General features: G+C 72.6%; 16 protein-coding genes. 8 read left to right on the forward strand and 8 right to left on the reverse strand.

All coding sequences use genetic code 11. From position 1 onward, the window contains the following. Positions 1-94 precede the first annotated feature (94 nt). The gene (locus tag E5083_RS14160; RefSeq protein ID WP_135786039.1) at positions 95-1,033 is read left to right on the forward strand and encodes a GlxA family transcriptional regulator; all 939 of its coding nucleotides are present in this window, start codon (positions 95-97) and stop codon (positions 1,031-1,033) included. Between the two features lie 59 nt (positions 1,034-1,092). Here the strand turns inward: E5083_RS14160 and E5083_RS14165 are convergent, their stop codons facing one another. Genes E5083_RS14165 through E5083_RS14175 form a run of 3 tightly spaced genes read right to left on the reverse strand, consistent with a single transcriptional unit; the run spans position 1,093 to position 5,673 of the window. Then, a complete protein-coding gene (locus tag E5083_RS14165; protein ID WP_135786040.1) occupies positions 1,093-3,267 on the reverse strand; it encodes a 3-hydroxyacyl-CoA dehydrogenase NAD-binding domain-containing protein in 2,175 nt (724 codons plus the stop codon). Positions 3,268-3,308: 41 nt separating this feature from the next. Next, on the reverse strand, positions 3,309-4,523 hold the full coding sequence (locus E5083_RS14170; RefSeq protein ID WP_135786041.1) for an acetyl-CoA C-acetyltransferase: 1,215 nt from the start codon (positions 4,521-4,523) through the stop codon (positions 3,309-3,311). Between the two features lie 22 nt (positions 4,524-4,545). Further along, on the reverse strand, positions 4,546-5,673 hold the full coding sequence (locus E5083_RS14175; RefSeq protein WP_135786042.1) for a CaiB/BaiF CoA transferase family protein: 1,128 nt from the start codon (positions 5,671-5,673) through the stop codon (positions 4,546-4,548). Between the two features lie 222 nt (positions 5,674-5,895). Between E5083_RS14175 and E5083_RS14180 the strand changes: the two genes are divergently transcribed. Together E5083_RS14180 and E5083_RS14185 are read left to right on the forward strand one after the other, a co-directional pair. Beyond that, complete coding sequence (locus E5083_RS14180; RefSeq protein ID WP_135786043.1) at positions 5,896-7,098, forward strand: saccharopine dehydrogenase family protein; 1,203 nt, start codon at positions 5,896-5,898, stop codon at positions 7,096-7,098. 49 nt (positions 7,099-7,147) lie between these two features. Further along, entirely contained in the window at positions 7,148-8,095 is a 948-nt protein-coding gene (locus E5083_RS14185; protein ID WP_135786044.1) for a GNAT family N-acetyltransferase, read from the forward strand. Here E5083_RS14185 and E5083_RS14190 read toward each other — a convergent pair. Next, positions 8,079-8,777, reverse strand: coding sequence for an endonuclease V (locus tag E5083_RS14190; RefSeq protein ID WP_135786045.1), 699 nt, complete (start codon positions 8,775-8,777; stop codon positions 8,079-8,081). The genes E5083_RS14185 and E5083_RS14190 overlap by 17 nt on opposite strands. A gap of 33 nt (positions 8,778-8,810) precedes the next feature. Between E5083_RS14190 and E5083_RS14195 the strand changes: the two genes are divergently transcribed. Continuing rightward, entirely contained in the window at positions 8,811-9,107 is a 297-nt protein-coding gene (locus tag E5083_RS14195; RefSeq protein WP_135786046.1) for a YciI family protein, read from the forward strand. A 9-nt stretch (positions 9,108-9,116) separates the two neighbouring features. Here the strand turns inward: E5083_RS14195 and E5083_RS14200 are convergent, their stop codons facing one another. Continuing rightward, complete coding sequence (locus tag E5083_RS14200; RefSeq protein WP_135786047.1) at positions 9,117-9,443, reverse strand: plasmid stabilization protein; 327 nt, start codon at positions 9,441-9,443, stop codon at positions 9,117-9,119. 207 nt (positions 9,444-9,650) lie between these two features. Between E5083_RS14200 and ssgD the strand changes: the two genes are divergently transcribed. The 3 genes from ssgD (at position 9,651) to E5083_RS14215 (ending at position 13,121) form a co-directional block, all read left to right on the forward strand. Continuing rightward, positions 9,651-10,067 (forward strand): spore wall synthesis regulator SsgD, encoded by a 417-nt coding sequence (ssgD, locus tag E5083_RS14205; RefSeq protein WP_130329034.1) that lies wholly within the window; start codon positions 9,651-9,653, stop codon positions 10,065-10,067. Positions 10,068-10,373: 306 nt separating this feature from the next. Beyond that, complete coding sequence (locus E5083_RS14210; RefSeq protein WP_135786048.1) at positions 10,374-11,999, forward strand: ABC-F family ATP-binding cassette domain-containing protein; 1,626 nt, start codon at positions 10,374-10,376, stop codon at positions 11,997-11,999. Positions 12,000-12,146: 147 nt separating this feature from the next. Next, positions 12,147-13,121: an acyl-ACP desaturase gene (locus E5083_RS14215; protein WP_135786049.1), complete on the forward strand. Its 975-nt coding sequence runs from the start codon at positions 12,147-12,149 to the stop codon at positions 13,119-13,121. Positions 13,122-13,145: 24 nt separating this feature from the next. Here the strand turns inward: E5083_RS14215 and E5083_RS14220 are convergent, their stop codons facing one another. Beyond that, positions 13,146-13,391, reverse strand: a complete 246-nt coding sequence (locus E5083_RS14220) for a WhiB family transcriptional regulator (protein WP_031183589.1) — start codon at positions 13,389-13,391, stop codon at positions 13,146-13,148. Positions 13,392-13,575: 184 nt separating this feature from the next. On the opposite strand from E5083_RS14220, the gene E5083_RS14225 reads away from it, so the two are divergent. Next, positions 13,576-14,364, forward strand: a complete 789-nt coding sequence (locus tag E5083_RS14225) for a VOC family protein (RefSeq protein WP_135786050.1) — start codon at positions 13,576-13,578, stop codon at positions 14,362-14,364. On the opposite strand, the gene E5083_RS14230 is transcribed toward E5083_RS14225, so the two are convergent. Continuing rightward, positions 14,361-15,368 (reverse strand): LacI family DNA-binding transcriptional regulator, encoded by a 1,008-nt coding sequence (locus E5083_RS14230; protein WP_135786051.1) that lies wholly within the window; start codon positions 15,366-15,368, stop codon positions 14,361-14,363. The genes E5083_RS14225 and E5083_RS14230 overlap by 4 nt on opposite strands. A gap of 61 nt (positions 15,369-15,429) precedes the next feature. Then, positions 15,430-16,452, reverse strand: a complete 1,023-nt coding sequence (gene ligD, locus E5083_RS14235) for a non-homologous end-joining DNA ligase (protein ID WP_135786052.1) — start codon at positions 16,450-16,452, stop codon at positions 15,430-15,432. Between the last annotated feature and the right edge of the window lie 45 nt (positions 16,453-16,497).

Raw genomic sequence — 16,497 nt, forward strand, 5'->3', positions numbered from 1 at the left:
GCCAAGGGCTTCCGGAGGACTCATGACTCGCTGAACATGGGTTGTCCGAAGAGGCAGCGGCACCGTCCAGGCTGCGGAGAGGTACGTTCTCGCCATGCACACCGTCGCCGTCCTCGCCCTGGACCGGGTGATCCCGTTCGACCTGTCGACCCCGATCGAGGTGTTCTCCCGTACCCGCCTGCCGGACGGGCGGCCCGGCTATCAGGTGCGGGTGTGCGCCGAGCGCGACGAGATCGACGCCGGGGCCTTCGCCGTGCGCGCCCCCTGGGGGCTGGCGGGTCTCGACGGGGCGGACACGATCATCGTGCCGGGTGTCGCGGAACCCACCGCACCGCTCTCCCCCGCCGTGCGGGACGCGCTGCGGGCGGCCGCCGCCGACGGCACGCGGATCGCCTCCGTCTGCGTGGGCACCTTCCCCCTGGCCGCCACCGGCCTGCTGGACGGCCTGCGCGCCACGACCCACTGGCGTGCGGCCGCTCTCCTGGCCGCCACCTATCCGGCCGTCGACGTCGACCCCGACGTCCTGTACGTCGACAACGGTCAGTTCCTCACCTCGGCGGGCGCGGCCGCCGGTCTGGACCTGTGCCTGCACATGATCCGCCGTGACTACGGCTCGGCCGTCGCCGCCGACGCGGCCCGTCTGTCGGTGATGCCCCTGGAACGCGCGGGCGGCCAGGCCCAGTTCATCGTCCACGACCACACGCCCACCCCGCAGGGCTCCGAGTGGGAGACGCTGCTGGCCTGGCTGCGGGAGAACCTGGCCCACGACCTCACCCTCGCCGACATCGCGGAGCGCTCGGGAACCAGCACCCGCACCCTGATCCGCCGCTTCCGCGATCAGACCGGCACCACCCCGCTGCAATGGCTGCACCGCGCCCGCGTCCGACAGGCCCAGCATCTGCTGGAGACCACGGCCCACTCCGTCGAACGCATCGGCCATCAGGTCGGCTTCGCCTCCCCCACCACCTTCCGCGACCGGTTCAAGCGCACCACCGGCGTCAGCCCGCAGACCTACCGGCGCACGTTCGCGTGAACGACGAGGGGCGCCCTCCGGAGGACCAGGTCCCCGGAAAGCGCCCCTCGTGACAGGCGTCAGCGGGCGTCCGTGAAGGTCTCCCCCCGCTCCGCCTTCTCCACCAGCAGCGCCGGGGGCGTGAAGCGCTCCCCGTACCGCTCGGCCAGCTCGCGCGAGCGGGCTACGAAGCCCGGCAGGCCGCCCTCGTAGCCGTTGATGTACTGGAGGACTCCGCCGGTCCAGCCGGGGAAGCCGATGCCGAGGATGGAGCCGATGTTGGCGTCGGCTACGGAGGTGAGGACGCCCTCTTCGAGGAGGCGGACGGTGTCGAGGGCCTCCGAGAAGAGCATGCGTTCCTGCATGTCCCGGAAGGGGATCTCGTGGCCCGGCTTGGTGAAGTGTTCGCGGAGGCCCGGCCAGAGGGCGGCGCGCTTGCCGTCCTCGTAGTCGTAGAAGCCGGCGCCGCCGCTGCGGCCGGGGCGGTCGAACTCGTCGACCAGGCGGTCCACGACCTCGTCGGCGGGGTGCGGGGTCCAGGTGCCGCCCGCCTCCTCCACGGCACGGCGGGTCTCCGCGCGGATCTTGCGCGGGAGGGTGAGGGTCAGCTCGTCCATCAGCGAGAGGACCTTGGCCGGGTAGCCCGCCTGGGCCGCCGCCTGCTCCACCGACGCGGGCTCCAGCCCCTCGCCGACCATGGCGACGCCCTCGTTGATGAAGTGGCCGATCACCCGCGAAGTGAAGAAGCCGCGCGAGTCGTTGACCACGATCGGCGTCTTGTTGATCTGCCGGACCAGGTCGAAGGCGCGGGCCAGCGCCTCGTCCCCGGTGCGCTCACCCTTGATGATCTCGACCAGCGGCATCTTGTCGACCGGCGAGAAGAAGTGCAGCCCGATGAAGTCGGCCTGGCGCTCGACGCCCTCGGCCAGCGCGGTGATGGGCAGCGTGGAGGTGTTGGAGCAGAGCAGCGCGTCGGGCTCCACGACGGACTGGATCTCCTGGAACACCTTGTGCTTGAGCGACGTGTCCTCGAAGACCGCCTCGATCACCGCGTCACAGCCCGCGAGGTCGGCCGCGTCGGCGGCCGGGGTGATCCGGGCCAGCAGGGCGTCGGCCTTCTCCTGGCTGGTGCGGCCCTTGGCGACGGCCTTGGCGCACAGCTTCTCGGAGTAGCCCTTGCCCTTGGCGGCCGCCTCTAGCGAGACGTCCTTGAGGACGACCTCGATACCCGCGCGGGCACAGGAGTAGGCGATCCCGGCGCCCATCATGCCCGCGCCGAGCACGGCCACCTTGCGAACCTTGCGCGGCTCGATGCCCTTCGGGCGGCTGACGCCGGAGTTGACGGCCTGGAGGTCGAAGAAGAACGCCTGGATCATGTTCTTCGCGGTCTGCCCGGCGGCCAGCTCCACGAAGTACCGCGCCTCGATGACCTGCGCGGTCTCGAAGTCGACCTGGGCGCCCTCGACGGCGGCGGCGAGGATGTTGCGCGGCGCCGGGTAGGGCGCGCCATTGGTCTGCTTGCGCAGCGAGGCCGGGAAGGCGGGCAGGTTGGCGGCGAACTTCGGGTTGGCCGGGGTGCCGCCGGGGATCTTGTAGCCGGGCTTGTCCCAGGGCTGCTGCGACTCGGGGTGGGCGTCGATGAACGCGCGGGCCCGCGCGGTCAGTTCCTCCGGCGTGTCCACCACCTCGTTCACGAGCCCGTTGTCCAGCGCGCGGCGCGGGTTGTACTGGGTGCCCTGGAGCAGCACCTTCAGCAGCGCGTCGGTGATGCCGAGCAGCCGGACGGTACGGGCGACGCCGCCACCGCCGGGGAGCAGGCCGAGGGTGACCTCGGGGCAGCCGATCTTGGAGCCGGGGGCGTCGAGGGCGATCCGGTGGTGGCAGGCGAGGGCGATCTCGAAGCCGCCGCCGAGGGCCGCGCCGTTGATCGCGGCGACCACGGGCACGCCGAGAGTCTCGATGCGGCGCAGGTTCCGCTTGATGGCGAGGCCGCCGTCGAAGAGGTCCTGGGCGGTGTCGGGGGTGACCCGGATCAGGTCGCGCAGGTCGCCGCCCGCGAAGAAGGTCTTCTTCGCCGAGGTGAGGATGATGCCCCGGATCGAGTCCTTCTCGGCCTCCAGCCGGTCGGTGATCACGGCGAGGGACTCGCGGAACGCCTGGTTCATGGTGTTCGCGGACTGGCCGGGGTCGTCGAGGACGAGGGTGACGACACCGGTGTCGTCCTGCTCCCAGCGGATGGTGGTGCTCTCGGTCATGACAGTCGTCTCCGTAGAAGTCGCTTGGTTCCGCCGGCAGTTCAGACGCGTTCGATGATCGTGGCGATGCCCATGCCGCCGCCGACGCACAGGGTGGCCAGGCCGTACCGCTTGTCCTGGCGCTCCAGTTCGTCCACCAGGGTGCCGAGGATCATCGCGCCAGTGGCACCGAGGGGGTGGCCGAGCGCGATGGCGCCGCCGTTGACGTTGACCTTGTCCAGGGACAGGCCCATGTCCTTGACGAAGCGCAGGACGACGGCGGCGAACGCCTCGTTGATCTCGACCAGGTCGATGTCGTCGATGGTCAGCCCGGCCTTGGCGAGCGCCTTGCGGGTGGCGGGGGCAGGGCCGGTGAGCATGATGGTGGGCTCGGAGCCCGAGACGGCGGCGGAGACGATCCGGGCGCGCGGGGTGAGGCCGTACCGCTCCCCCACCTCGCGGGAGCCGATGGCGACCAGGGAGGCGCCGTCCACGATGCCGGAGGAGTTGCCCGCGTGGTGGACGTGGTCGATCTTCTCCACCCAGTGGTACTTCTGCAGCGCGACCGCGTCGAACCCGCCCAGCTCGCCGATGTCGGCGAAGGACGGCTTGAGACCGGCGAGGGAGTCGGCGGTGGTGCCGGGGCGGGGGTGCTCGTCGTGGTCGAGGACGGTCAGGCCCGCGCGGTCCTTGACCGGGACGAGGGAGCGTTCGAAGCGGCCCTCCTTGATCGCGGTGACGGCGCGCTCCTGGGACAGGGCCGCGTACTCGTCGACGTCGCGGCGGCTGAAGCCCTCGATGGTGGCGATGAGGTCGGCGCCGATGCCCTGCGGGACGAAGTTGGTGGCGAGGTTGGTCATCGGGTCGTTGAACCAGGCGCCGCCGTCCGAGGCCATCGGCACCCGGGACATCGACTCGACACCGCCCGCCAGCACCAGGTCCTCCCAGCCGGAACGGACCTTGGCGGCGGCGGTGTTGACGGCCTCCAGACCCGAGGCGCAGAAGCGGTTCTCCTGTACGCCCGCCACGGTGTCCGGCAGCCCGGCGGCGACGGCGGCGATGCGGGCGATGTCGGAGCCCTGGTCGCCCACGGGGCCGACGACGCCGAGCACGATGTCGTCGATGGCGGCCGGGTCCAGACCGGGGAAGCGGGCGCGGATCTCGTGGATCAGGCCGACGACCAGGTCGATCGGCTTGGTGCCGTGCAGCGCGCCGTTGGCCTTGCCTCGGCCGCGCGGGGTGCGGATCGCGTCGTACACAAACGCTTCGGTGGTCACTGGTATGCCTTTCGGGAGGGTGTCAGGCGGTGGCTTGCGGGAGGTCCCAGTCGCGGGCCACGTCCTCGGCGCCGGTGCCGGGCAGGGCGGGGCCGGTGCGGACGCGGGTGGGGGTGGCGGAGAAGCGCGGGGCGGGGGCGGGCTGCACCAGCCCGTCGTGCTCGGTGAAGGTGGCGCGGGCGGCCAGGTGGGGATGGTGCGGGGCCTCGCGCAGGCTCAGTACGGGGGCCACGCAGGCGTCGGTGCCCTCGAAGCGGGACGTCCACTCCGCGCGCGTACCGGACTTGAAGCGGGCGGCCACCCGCTCGCGCAGCTCGGGCCAGCGGGCCGGGTCGTGGTGGGCGTCGGCCAGGCCGTCGAGGTCGAGGAGGCGGAGGAACTCGGCGTAGAACCGGGGTTCCAGGGCGCCGACCGCCATGTACGTGCCGTCGGCGGTCTCGTAGGTGCCGTAGTAGGGACAGCCGCCGTCCAGGAGGTTGGCGGCGCGGCGGTCCTGCCAGGCGCCGGCGGCGAGCATGCCGTGGATCATGGCGGAGAGGTGGGCGGTGCCGTCCACGATCGCGGCGTCCACCACCTGGCCGGTGCCGGTGGCGCGGGCGTGGTGCAGGGCGGCGAGGACGCCGACGACGAGGTAGAGGGAGCCGCCCGCGTAGTCCCCGAGGAGGTTGGCGGGCAGGGCCGGGGGTTCGCCGGGGCGGCCGATCATGCCGAGGGTGCCGGTGACGGCGATGTAGGAGGCGTCGTGGCCGGCGCGGTCGGCGAGCGGCCCGTCCTGGCCCCAGCCGGTCATCCGGCCGTACACCAGGCGGGGGTTGCGGGCGTGGCAGTCGGCGGGGCCGACGCCGAGGCGCTCGGCGACGCCGGGGCGGTAGCCCTCGATCAGCACGTCGGCGCGCTCGGCGAGGTCGAGCACGCGGGCGGCGCCGTCCGGGGCCTTGAGGTCGACGACGACGGAGCGCTTGTTGCGGTTGGTGACGTCGCGCGCGGGGTCGATGCCGAGGCCGGGGCCGTCGGGGCGGTCCACCCGGACCACATCGGCGCCCAGGTCGGCGAGGAGCATCGCGGCGAAGGGGCCGGGGCCGATCCCGGCCAGCTCGACCACCCGCACCCCGCTGAGCGGGCCCTGCCCCGGTGTCGTTGCCGTCGTCATGCCGTCATGCCCCCAAAGCGCGTATGACACAAACGATGTAACACCGGTGATGCTAGGAACACCGTCGACCCGGCACAAGACCTGAACGAGCGGGCGCTTAGCGAAGTGCCCCGGTGCGCCCCGATTCCCCGGGCACACCGCACGGGGCGCCCGCCGGGCCCCGTACCGCTCACGCTAGCCTCGGCCCCCGACAGTCGCGCGGGCTGCACGGCAAGGAGTGTCATGAGCAGGCTGAAATCGACAGACCGTCCCTCCGGCACGGACCGCCCCTACGACATCGTGCTCTTCGGCGCCACCGGCTTCGTCGGCACGCTGACGGCGGAGTATCTCGCCGCGCACGCGCCGAAGGACCTGCGCTGGGCCGTCGCGGGCCGGAACACCGACAGGCTGGAGGCGCTGCGCGAGCGGCTGCCCGGCGGCTCGGCCATCGGAGTGCTCCGTGCCGACGTGAGCGAGCCCGCCACCCTGCGGGCGCTCGCGGAGCAGGCCCGCGTGGTGGCCTCGACCGTCGGCCCGTACGTCACCTACGGCGAGGAACTGGTCGCCGCCTGCGCGGACAGCGGCACGGACTACCTCGACCTCACCGGCGAGCCCGAGTTCGTGGACCTGATGTTCATCCGCCACGACGCCCGCGCCCGCGAGACCGGCGCCCGGCTGGTGCACGCCTGCGGCTTCGACTCCGTACCGCACGACCTGGGCGCGTACTTCACGGTGCGGCAGCTTCCCGAGGGGGTGCCGCTGCGGGTGGACGGGTTCGTCACCGCGAACGCCACCTTCTCCGGGGGCACGCTCGCCTCGGCGCTGAACCAGTTCGCGCGGGCCGGGAGCATGTGGGCGGCGGCCCGCGACCGGGCCCGGCACGAGCCGCGCCTGATGGGCCGCCGGGTCTCGGCCCCCACGGGCGCGCCCCGGTTCGCCGGGGAGGTCGGCGCCTGGGCGCTGCCGCTGCCCACCATCGACCCGCAGATCGTGCGCCGCTCCGCCAAGTCCCTGGACCGCTACGGCCCCGACTTCCGCTACCGGCACTACGCGGCGGTCGAGCACCTCCCGGTCGCGGCGGCGGGGCTCGCGGGCGTGGGCGTCCTCGCGGTGGCCGCCCAGCTCGCCCCCGTCCGCTCCTGGCTCTCCGGCCGGCTCCAGCCCGGCGACGGCCCGGACGCCGAGAAGCGCGCCCGGAGCTGGTTCCGCGTCCGCTTCGTCGGCGAGGGCGGCGGACGGCGCGTCTTCACCGAGGTCACGGGCGGCGACCCCGGCTACGGCGAGACGGCGAAAATGTTCGCCGAGGCGGCCCTGTCCCTGGCGACGGACGACCTCCCCGACCGCTCCGGCCAGCTCACCCCGGCGACCGCGATGGGCGACGCCCTGCTGGAACGGCTGCGGGCGGCGGGGATCGGGTTCCGGGTGGTGGCCGAGCGGAGCGTCTGAGGAGAAATTCGGTTCGGCGGCGCCACTGAGCCTGGCACAGTGGCGCCCCATGACGGACTCCGCACTCCTGGCAGCCTCGGACATCCCGGTCATGCAGGGCCTGGCGCAGCGCGTCACCGCCCTCCGCCCCGACCTGATCAGCGCGGGCGCCTCGTACGGCGAGCTGGCCTGGATCTACGGCAAGGGCCACGCCACGCAGGGCCACACCTGGCGGCGCCAACTGTGGTTCGCCGGTGACGAGTTGGTGGCGTGGGGCTGGGCCTTCCTCCCTCGCCGGGTCCGGCGCGACGACGGGTCGGTCAGCGACATCACCGGCGCCTCGCTGAGCCACCAGGTCCATCCCGACCACGCGGGGCTGGTCGACGAGGTGATCGACTGGTACGACGCGGTGGCGGCGGGGCTGGAGCGCACCGCCCTGCCGACGACCGCCGACGAGTTCGCCCTGACCCGCTGGGCGGCACACGGCTACCAGCCGGACCGACAGGCGCTCGCCGACACCGGCGACTGGACCCAGCTCAACCAACGGGACCTCACCGACCTGGAGCAGCCGGTCCTGCCGCCCGGCTTCCGCTTCCGCACCGCCGAGGAGGCAGGCCCCCAGGCCGCGGTCCAGGCCCACCTGGACGCCTGGTCCCCCTCGCCGTACACGGCCCAGAGCTACGAGGGCGTCCGGCGGACAGCGGCCTACCGCGCCGACCTGCACGTCCTGGTGGAGGCCCCGGACGGCACCATGGCCTCCTCCGCCATCATGTGGCTCGACCACATGAACAAGACCGTCGAGTTCGAACCGGTGGGCAGCCATCCCGCCTACCGCCGCCTCGGCCTGGCCCACGCAATGATGCTCCACGGCATGCATCTGGCCCGCGCGGCCGGAGCCACCCACGCGACGGTCGTCTGCCTGGGCGCCCCGAGCCACCCCAAGGCACGCGGGCTGTACTACGGGCTGGGGTTCCGCGAGCTGTCCCGCGATGCGCCGCTGATCAAGCCGGCGGGCTGAGAGTCCGCAGCGCCCTCCGGCACAGCGAGTCCGCCCTGCGGGTCGTCTCCGGGAGGCGGTACTGCGGGGTGAGGGCAAGGGTGTGGGCGATGGCGTTCTCCAGCGACACCCGGTGCCCCACCGAGACGTACACCGGCTTGACCTCGCTGCGGGTGCGCAGGGCGGCGCCCACCTCCTCGGCGTCCTCGGCGAGCAGCGGGGCGGTGCTCCCCCGCGCCGGGGCGAGGGTGGGGTGGGTGAAGGTGAAGGGGTTCTTCGCCACCCCCATCGTGGGCAGGCCGGTCAGGACGCCGAGGTGGCCGGCGAGGCCGAAGCGGCGGGGGTGGGCGAGGCCGTAGCCGTCGCAGATGACGAGGCCGGGCGGGCAGGGCAGTGCGTCAAGGGCCGCGCGTACGGCCGGCAGCTCGCGGAAGGCGAGCAGGCCGGGGACGTAGGGGAAGGCGACCCGGCCGACGGCGGTCGCCTCGGCGACGACGGTGAGGGTGGCCGCGTCCAGGACCACGGCCGCCGCCGCGACCAGGTCGCGATCGTCGTCGTAGGCCACGTCCACGCCGGTGACATGGCCGGTGCCGGGCGGCGGGCCGGACTCGTCGCGGACGACACGGCCGCGCAGCGCGTCCTGGACGGCGCGGGCCTCCCCCTCGGTGGTGGGCCAGTCGGCGGGAACCTGTGCGGTGATCATGGTGGCCCCGACGATACGGGTAGGCTCGCGATCATGTTCGTACTGGAGCTGACGTACACCGCCCCGCTCGACGCCGTCGACGCCGCCCTGAGCGCTCATGTGGCCTGGCTGGACGAGCAGTACGAGAAGGGGCTGTTCCTCGCCTCCGGCCGGAAGAACCCACGCGACGGCGGGGTGATCCTGGCCGTCGCGGACAGCCGGGCGGAGATCGAGGCGGTCGTCGCGGCGGACCCGTTCGTCACGGCCGGGGTGTGCGAGTACCGCGTCACCGAGTTCACCGCCACGAAGACGGCGCCCGAGCTGACGCGGTACCGGCAGAGCGCGAGCTGACTCAGCCGCTCACTTCTTGTCCAGCGCGCGCTGGAGCTGCTCCTTGTTCATGTCGGAGCGGCCGTGGATGTTGCGCTGCTTGGCCTCGTTGTAGAGCTGGTCGTACGTCGGGCCCTGCGAGCCCTTGCCGGAGCGCTTGCCGCCGCGCTCCCCGGAGGACATGTCCTCGGTCGAGGTACGGCTGGCGGTCCTGGACTCACCGGTGCGGGCGCGCTCCTTGTTGACCGTGCGGGCGGCGATCTCCTCGGCGCGGTCCTCGCTCGCCCCCTGGTCCAGCTCGCTCTCCTTGATGTGCTCGTACTGCCGCTCACGCTTGGGGCTGGAACCGGCTGGCATGGTCGCTCCCTTCGTTGCCCTGCGGGCCTGCGCAGGCTGTCCGGTAGGGAAGCGAGTACCCGGATTCGGGCCCGTTTCGCACCCCGGAATCGTGACCGAGGTCACTCGGGCCGGGTGTGCACGGAACGGAGGCTTCCGACGTCTCTCCCGGTGTCGGGCCGCGACCCGCCGAGGAGCAGTGTCCAGCCGTCCGAGGGAGCACAGGCTTTGTCCACCGTGATCGAGGCAATCGTGGAGGCGCGTCTGGTCGCCGCCGCGCCCCGCATGCCGAGCATTCCCGCCGCCCTGCACTACGACCGGCGCGACCCCTACGCCGTCCGGATGACCTTCCCCGCCCCGGCCACCCTGGCGGGCGTGGAGGTCTGCTGGACCTTCTCCCGCGAGCTGCTGTCCGCCGGGCTGCACGAACCGCAGGGCCAGGGGGACGTACGAGTCCGGCCCTACGGCTACGACCGCACCGTGCTGGAGTTCCACGCGCCGGAGGGCACCGCTGTGGTGCATGTGCGCTCCGGGGAGATCCGGCGCTTTCTGCGGGCGGCCGGCGAACTGGTGCCGGTGGGCCTGGAGCACCTGCAGCTCGACCTCGACCAGGGGCTGGCCGAGCTGATGCGGGACTCCGGCTGACCGGTCCCGCGTTAATCGCGTTGACAGGCTTCACAGCCGTTCGTAGCGTGTACAGCGGTTCTGTTGCCGTCGATAGGAGAAGGACGTTGCTCGTCTGAGGTCAGGAGACATCGCGTTCACACCGGTAGAGGTGTGCGTGGCGTTCGACCTCGGCGTACGAGCCGTCCCTCAGGCACAGGCCCCTTTTTCTTGGTCCCCCTCGGGCCAAGTTCTCCCGGCCCCCGTGCCTCCAGGCTTCCGGTTTCCGCCCCGCGGTGTCTCGTCAGCTCCCCCGACCAGACCGCACCCGGCACCCGTGAGGCCCGTATGTCATCACCCGCGTCTTCCCTCTCCGCCACCTCCCTGACCTTCGCCTGGCCGGACGGCACCCCCGTCCTGGACGGCCTCGACATCTCTTTCGGCCCCGGCCGCACCGGGCTGGTCGGCGCCAACGGCTCGGGCAAGTCCACCCTGCTGAAACTGCTCTCCGGCGCCCTCGTCCCCACCGACGGCACGATCAGGGTGTCCGGCGAGATCGGCCTGCTCCCGCAGAACGTCACCCTGGACACCGCCCTCCGCGTCGACCAGGCCCTCGGCATCGCCGCCAAGCGGGCCGCGCTGCACGCCATCGAGGCGGGCGACGCGGCCGAGGAGCACTTCGAGACCCTCGACGAGGACTGGGACGTGGAGGAACGCGCCCTGGTCACCCTCGGCGAACTCGGCCTCGGCCACATCGGCCTGGACCGCACGGTCGGCGAGGTCTCCGGCGGCGAGTCGGTACTGCTCCGGCTGGCCGCGCTGCTGCTGCGCCGCCCCGACGTCCTGCTGCTGGACGAGCCCACCAACAACCTCGACCTGTACGCCCGCCGCCGGCTGTACGCGGCCGTGGCCTCCTGGCCCGGCGTCCTCGTCGTGGTCAGCCACGACCGCGAACTGCTGGACCTGGTCGACCAGATCGCCGACCTCCGCGCCGGCGAGGTCGCCTGGTACGGCGGCAACTACTCCGCCTACGAGGAAGCCCTCGCCGTCGAACAGGAGGCCGCCGAACGGACGGTGCGCGCGGCGGAGGCCGACGTCCGCAAACAGCGCCGCGAACTCACCGACGCCCATATGAAGCTGGCCCGCCGCAAGCGGTACGGGCAGAAGATGTACGACTCCAAGCGCGAGCCGAAGATCGTGATGGGCGCCCGCAAACGCGCCGCCCAGGAGTCCGCGGGCAAGCACCGCATCATGCACGAGGAGCGCCTCGCGGAGGCCCGGGAGCGGCTGGACGAGGCGGTGGAGGCGGTCCGGGACGACGACGAGATCCGCGTCGAACTGCCCTACACCGCCGTGCCGCCGGGCCGGCAGGTGCTCACGCTGGAGAAGCTGGAAACGGTCCACGGGCCGCGCGTGCCCGGCCTGTTGGACCTGCGGGGCCCGGAGCGGATCGCGCTGGTCGGCCGCAACGGGGCCGGGAAGACGACCCTGTTGCGGACGATCGCCGGGGAGCTGCCCCCGCTCGCCGGTCTTGCCGAGGCCCATGTGCCGCTGCGTTTCCTGCCCCAGCGGCTGGATGTGCTGGACGACGGGGCGACGGTCGCGGAGAACGTGGCCCGGTTCGCGCCGGGTGCCACGCCCAACCGGGTCCGCGCCCGGCTGGCCCGCTTCCTGTTCCGGGGCAAGCGGGCCGACCAGTTGGCCGGCACCCTCTCCGGCGGCGAACGCTTCCGGGCCGCGCTGGCCGCGCTGCTACTGGCCGAACCCGCCCCGCAACTGCTGCTGTTGGACGAGCCGACCAACAACCTGGACATGGCGAGCGTGCGCCAACTGACCTCGGCGCTGGCGTCGTACGAGGGCGCGCTGATCGTCGCCGGGCACGATCTGCCGTTCCTGGACTCCCTCGGCATCACCCGCTGGCTGCTGGTGGCCGACGGGGAGGTGCGGGACGCGACACGGGAGGAGATCGGCTAGCGGGGGGTCCTTACGCCCGCCTTAACCTACGGCTTCGTAACCTACGGACACGTAGGCTACGAAGCCGTAGGTTCACGATGCCGCCCTCCTGGGTGGACATGTCGACGAATCTCCCTTTTCTGCTCGGCCGTTTTTTGGAGTACCCCCGTGACGATCACCTCCCCTCACCTCGGCAGCCCGTCCGCCTGGACCGACGCGCGGCTGCTGTTCGCACTGGAAGAAGTGGTCGAGACCGAGCTGAACCGGCACCTGAAGGTCGCCAAGGACTGGATGCCGCACGAGTACGTGCCGTGGAGCGACGGGCGCAACTTCCCCGGTCTCTTCGAGGACGGCGAGGCGTGGGGCAAGGAGCAGTCCAAGGTCACCGAGATCGGCCGGGTCGCGCTGGTCGTCAACCTGCTGACCGAGGACAACCTGCCGAGCTACCACCACGAGATCGCCTCGCTGTTCGGCCGGGACGGCGCCTGGGGCACCTGGGTGCACCGCTGGACCGCCGAGGAGGGCCGGCACGGCATCGTGATGCGCGACTACCTGCTCGCCTCCCGCGCGGTCGACCCGGACGCGCTGGAGCGGTTCCGGATGTCGCACATGAGCGAGGGCTTCGAGTCCGACAACCGGCACTCGATGCTGCACTCGGTCGCCTACGTCGCCTTCCAGGAGCTGGCCACCCGCATCTCGCACCGCAACACCGGCCACCAGTCGGGCGACCCGGTCTGCGACCGCATGCTGGCCCGCATCGCCACCGACGAGAACCTGCACATGGTCTTCTACCGGAACCTGCTGAAGGCCGCGTTCGAGATCGCGCCCGACCTGACCATGCAGGCGGTCCGTGACGTCGTGGTCGACTTCCGCATGCCGGGCCACGGCATCCCCGGCTTCGAGCGCGCGGCCGCGCAGATGGCCATAGGCGAGGTCTACAACCTCCGCATCCACCACGACGACGTGCTCCAGCCGGTGCTGCGCTTCCTGAAGATCATGGAGATCGACGGCCTCGGCCCGGAGGGCCTGAAGGCCCAGGAGGAGCTGGGCGTGTACATGGGCGGACTGGACTCGGAGGCGGCCAAGTTCGACGAGCGCCTCGCGGCCCGCAAGGCGCGCATGGCGGCGCGGGCGGCCGGCTGAGGTCAGGCCGTACGGGCCCGTGCTTCAGCGGGCCGTACGGCGCAGGGCGAGCCGTTCGCGTTCGGAGAGGCCGCCCCAGACGCCGAAGCGTTCGTCGTGGGCCAGGGCGTAGTCGAGGCAGGCGGGGCGGATCTCGCACAGGGCGCAGATCCGTTTGGCCTCGCGCACCGAACTGCCGGGCTCGGGGAAGAAGAAGTCCGCCCCGGTCTGCGCGCACAGGGCCTGGCCCTGCCAGGCGGGGTCGGCCGGTGTGATCGTCTCGATGTGCATGGCCAGGATCGTGCCGGGCGCCGAAAAACGTTTGATCAACGCCGTGTCAACAAGCGCTGAGTGGGCCGTCCCGATGATCCTCCGGGCGGACACGCCCGCGCACGGCGGCGCGCGGGGCGATCCTCCCCGGCCGGTGCCAGACTCGTCGGTGCCAAGGACGGTCCGGTCCCCGAGGAGGGCGCGCATGCTCACCACCCGTTTCCCCGACGGCGCTCCGAACTGGATCGACCTCGGCTCCCCCGATCTCGAGTCGAGCCTCGCCTTCTACGGCGGCCTCTTCGGCTGGCAGCCCGCGCCCGCCGGCCCGGAGACGGGCGGCTATGTCCTTCTCCAGCTCGGCGGCAGGACGGCCGCCGGCGCGATGGCTCTGGACCCGGAGCGCGGCCGGGCGGGCTGGACGGTGTACTTCCGCTGCGCGGACGCGCTCGGCACCGCCGAGGCCGCCGGGGTGGCGCACGGCGCGGTGGTGTTCTGGCCGACGGAGCTGCTGGGACTCGGCCGGGTGGCGGGCCTGAAGGACCGGGCCGGGGCCGCGTTCCGCGTCTGGCAGCCGGACCCGGTGGAGGGCCTGGACGCGGCGACCGAGCCGGGCGCCCTCTGCTGGGTCGAGCTGCACACCCCGGACGTGGCGGCGGCCGCGGCCTTCTACCACCGGGTGCTCGGCGTGGAGACCTCCGGCGTCGAGTTCCCCGGCGGGGTCTACACCTCGCTGTACCCCGGCGGCGCCGACGAGGACGCCATGTTCGGCGGCATCGTCCCCACCTTCGAGGACCCCGCCGGCACTGCCCCCGCCTGGCTCCCGTACTTCGGCACGGACGACACCGACGCCACGGTGGCCCGCGCGGCGGAACTCGGCGGCTCGGTACGCCTCCCCGCCACCAGCGTCCCCGGCGTGGGCCGCCTGGCCCGCCTCGCCGACCCGCACGGGTACGAGTTCGCGGTGATCAAGGGCGACCCGGCGCAAACCGCCTAGGCGGACGCCCGGCGGACGATCGTGGTCGGCAGGATGACGCCCCCGGCCTGTCCGCCGCCCAGGAGGAGGCGGGCCATGATGCGGCCCATCTCCTCTATGTCCTGGCGGACCGTGGTGAGCGGGGGGTCGGTCTGTTCGGCCACCGGGGCCATGTCGTCGAAGCCGATCACCGCGACGTCCTCGGGGACCCGGCGCCCGTGTGCGCGCAGGACGCGGAGCGCGCCGAGGGCGGTGAGGTCGTTGGCGGCGAAGACGGCGTCGACGTCGGGGCGCCGGGCGAGGAGTTCGCGCATCGCGTGTTCGCCGCCGCCCGGGGTGAAGTCGCTCTCCACGATCAGCCCGGGGTCGGCGTCGCCCATCACGTCCCGGTAGCCGTCCAGCCGGTCCACGGCGGAGGTCTGGTCCAGGGCGCCGGTGATGTGCGCGATCCGGGTCCGGCCGAGGCCGACGAGGTGCCGTACCGCGTCGCGGGCGCCGCCCCGGTTGTCGCTGTCGACGTACACCGCGCCGCCGGTGTCCCCGTCGTCCCAGTCGGGGCGGCCGCCGAAGACCGTGCGGACGCCCGCGTCGCGGATCAGGCCGGGCAGCGGGTCGTCCAGGTGGAGGGAGAAGACCAGGGCGCCGTCGACATGGCCGCCGGCGAGGTAGCGGGCGACGCGGGCGTGGTCGTCGCGGCCCTCGGTGAGCAGCAGGACCAACTGGTTGTCGTGGGCGGTGAGTTCCTTGCTGATGCCGCGCAACTGGGCGGCGAAGAAGGGGTCCGCGAAGACGCGGGTGCCGGGTTCGGCGATGACGACCGCGACGGCGTCGTGCCGTTTGGTGACCAGGCTGCGGGCGGCCTGGTTGGGGACGTAGCCGAGTTCGTCGACCGCCTGGCGGACGCGGGTGACGAGCGAGTCGCGTACGCCGTCGCCGCCGTTGACGACCCGCGAGACGGTGGCGCGGGACACCCCGGCCCGCGCGGCCACTGCCTCCAGCGTGGGACGCGACACTGCCTCGGTCACTCGGTGCTCCTCATCGGCGGCTGTGATCAGGATAGCCGCGGGGCCCGGCGCCGTTCCGGGCTCAGGAGGGCGCCTGGTCCTTGCGCGCCCGGCTCGGCTGCACCCGCTTGGGCTCGCCGGGCATCTTCGGGTACTCCGGCGGGTACGGCAGGTCACCGAGCCCGTGCTCGGCCTCGTCGCGGCGGGCCAGGTCCAGCAGGGCTTCGAGGGAGTAGCGGTGGTCGTCCATGTCGGCGTGCACATCGCCCAGTTCGGCGAAGCGGCGTGGCATGGTGACGATGTCGAAGTCGCGCGGCCGGGCGTCGGCGACCTCGTCCCAGCGCAGCGGCGCGGAGACGGTGGCGTCGGGCAGCGGGCGGACGGAGTAGGCGGAGGCGATGGTGCGGTCGCGCGCGGTCTGGTTGTAGTCCAGGAAGATGCGCTCGCCCCGCTCCTCCTTCCACCACTTCACCGTCACGTGCTCCGGCATCCGGCGGGCCAGCTCCCGGCCGACGGCGATGGCCGCGCGCCGCACCTGGGTGAAGGTCCAGCGCGGCTCGATGGGCACGAAGACGTGCAGGCCACGCCCGCCGGAGGTCTTGGGCCAGCCCCGCAGGCCGCCGAACTCCTCCAGAATCGCCCGGAGTTCGAAGGCGGCGCGGACCGCGTCCTCGTAGCCGGTGCCGGGCTGCGGGTCGAGGTCGAGGCGGAGTTCGTCGGGGTGGTCGACGTCGTCGCGGCGCACCGGCCAGGGATGGAAGGTGAGCGTGCCGTACTGGGCGGCCCACACCGCGGCCGCCTCCTCGGTGGGGCACATCTCGTCGGCGCTGCGCCCGCTGGGGAAGGTGATGTGGGCGGTGGGAATCCAGGACGGCATGTTCTTCGGCGCGCGCTTCTGGTAGAACCACTCCCCCTCCAGGCCCTCCGGGTAGCGCTGGAGGGTGGTGGGGCGGTCCCGCAGGGCGCGCAGCACGCCGGGGCCGACCGCCGCGTAGTACTGGGCGATGTCGAGCTTGGTGTAGCCGTGCGCGGGGAAGAACACCCGCTCCGGGTGGGTCAGCCGTACGGTCCGGCCGCCCACCTGAAGTTCCACCGCATCGCCCATGCGGCCACCGTAGGCGTACCCCGCGCGGCCCGCACACCGGGCGGT

Source organism: Streptomyces bauhiniae, assembly GCF_004784475.1.
GTDB lineage: Bacteria > Actinomycetota > Actinomycetes > Streptomycetales > Streptomycetaceae > Streptomyces > Streptomyces seoulensis.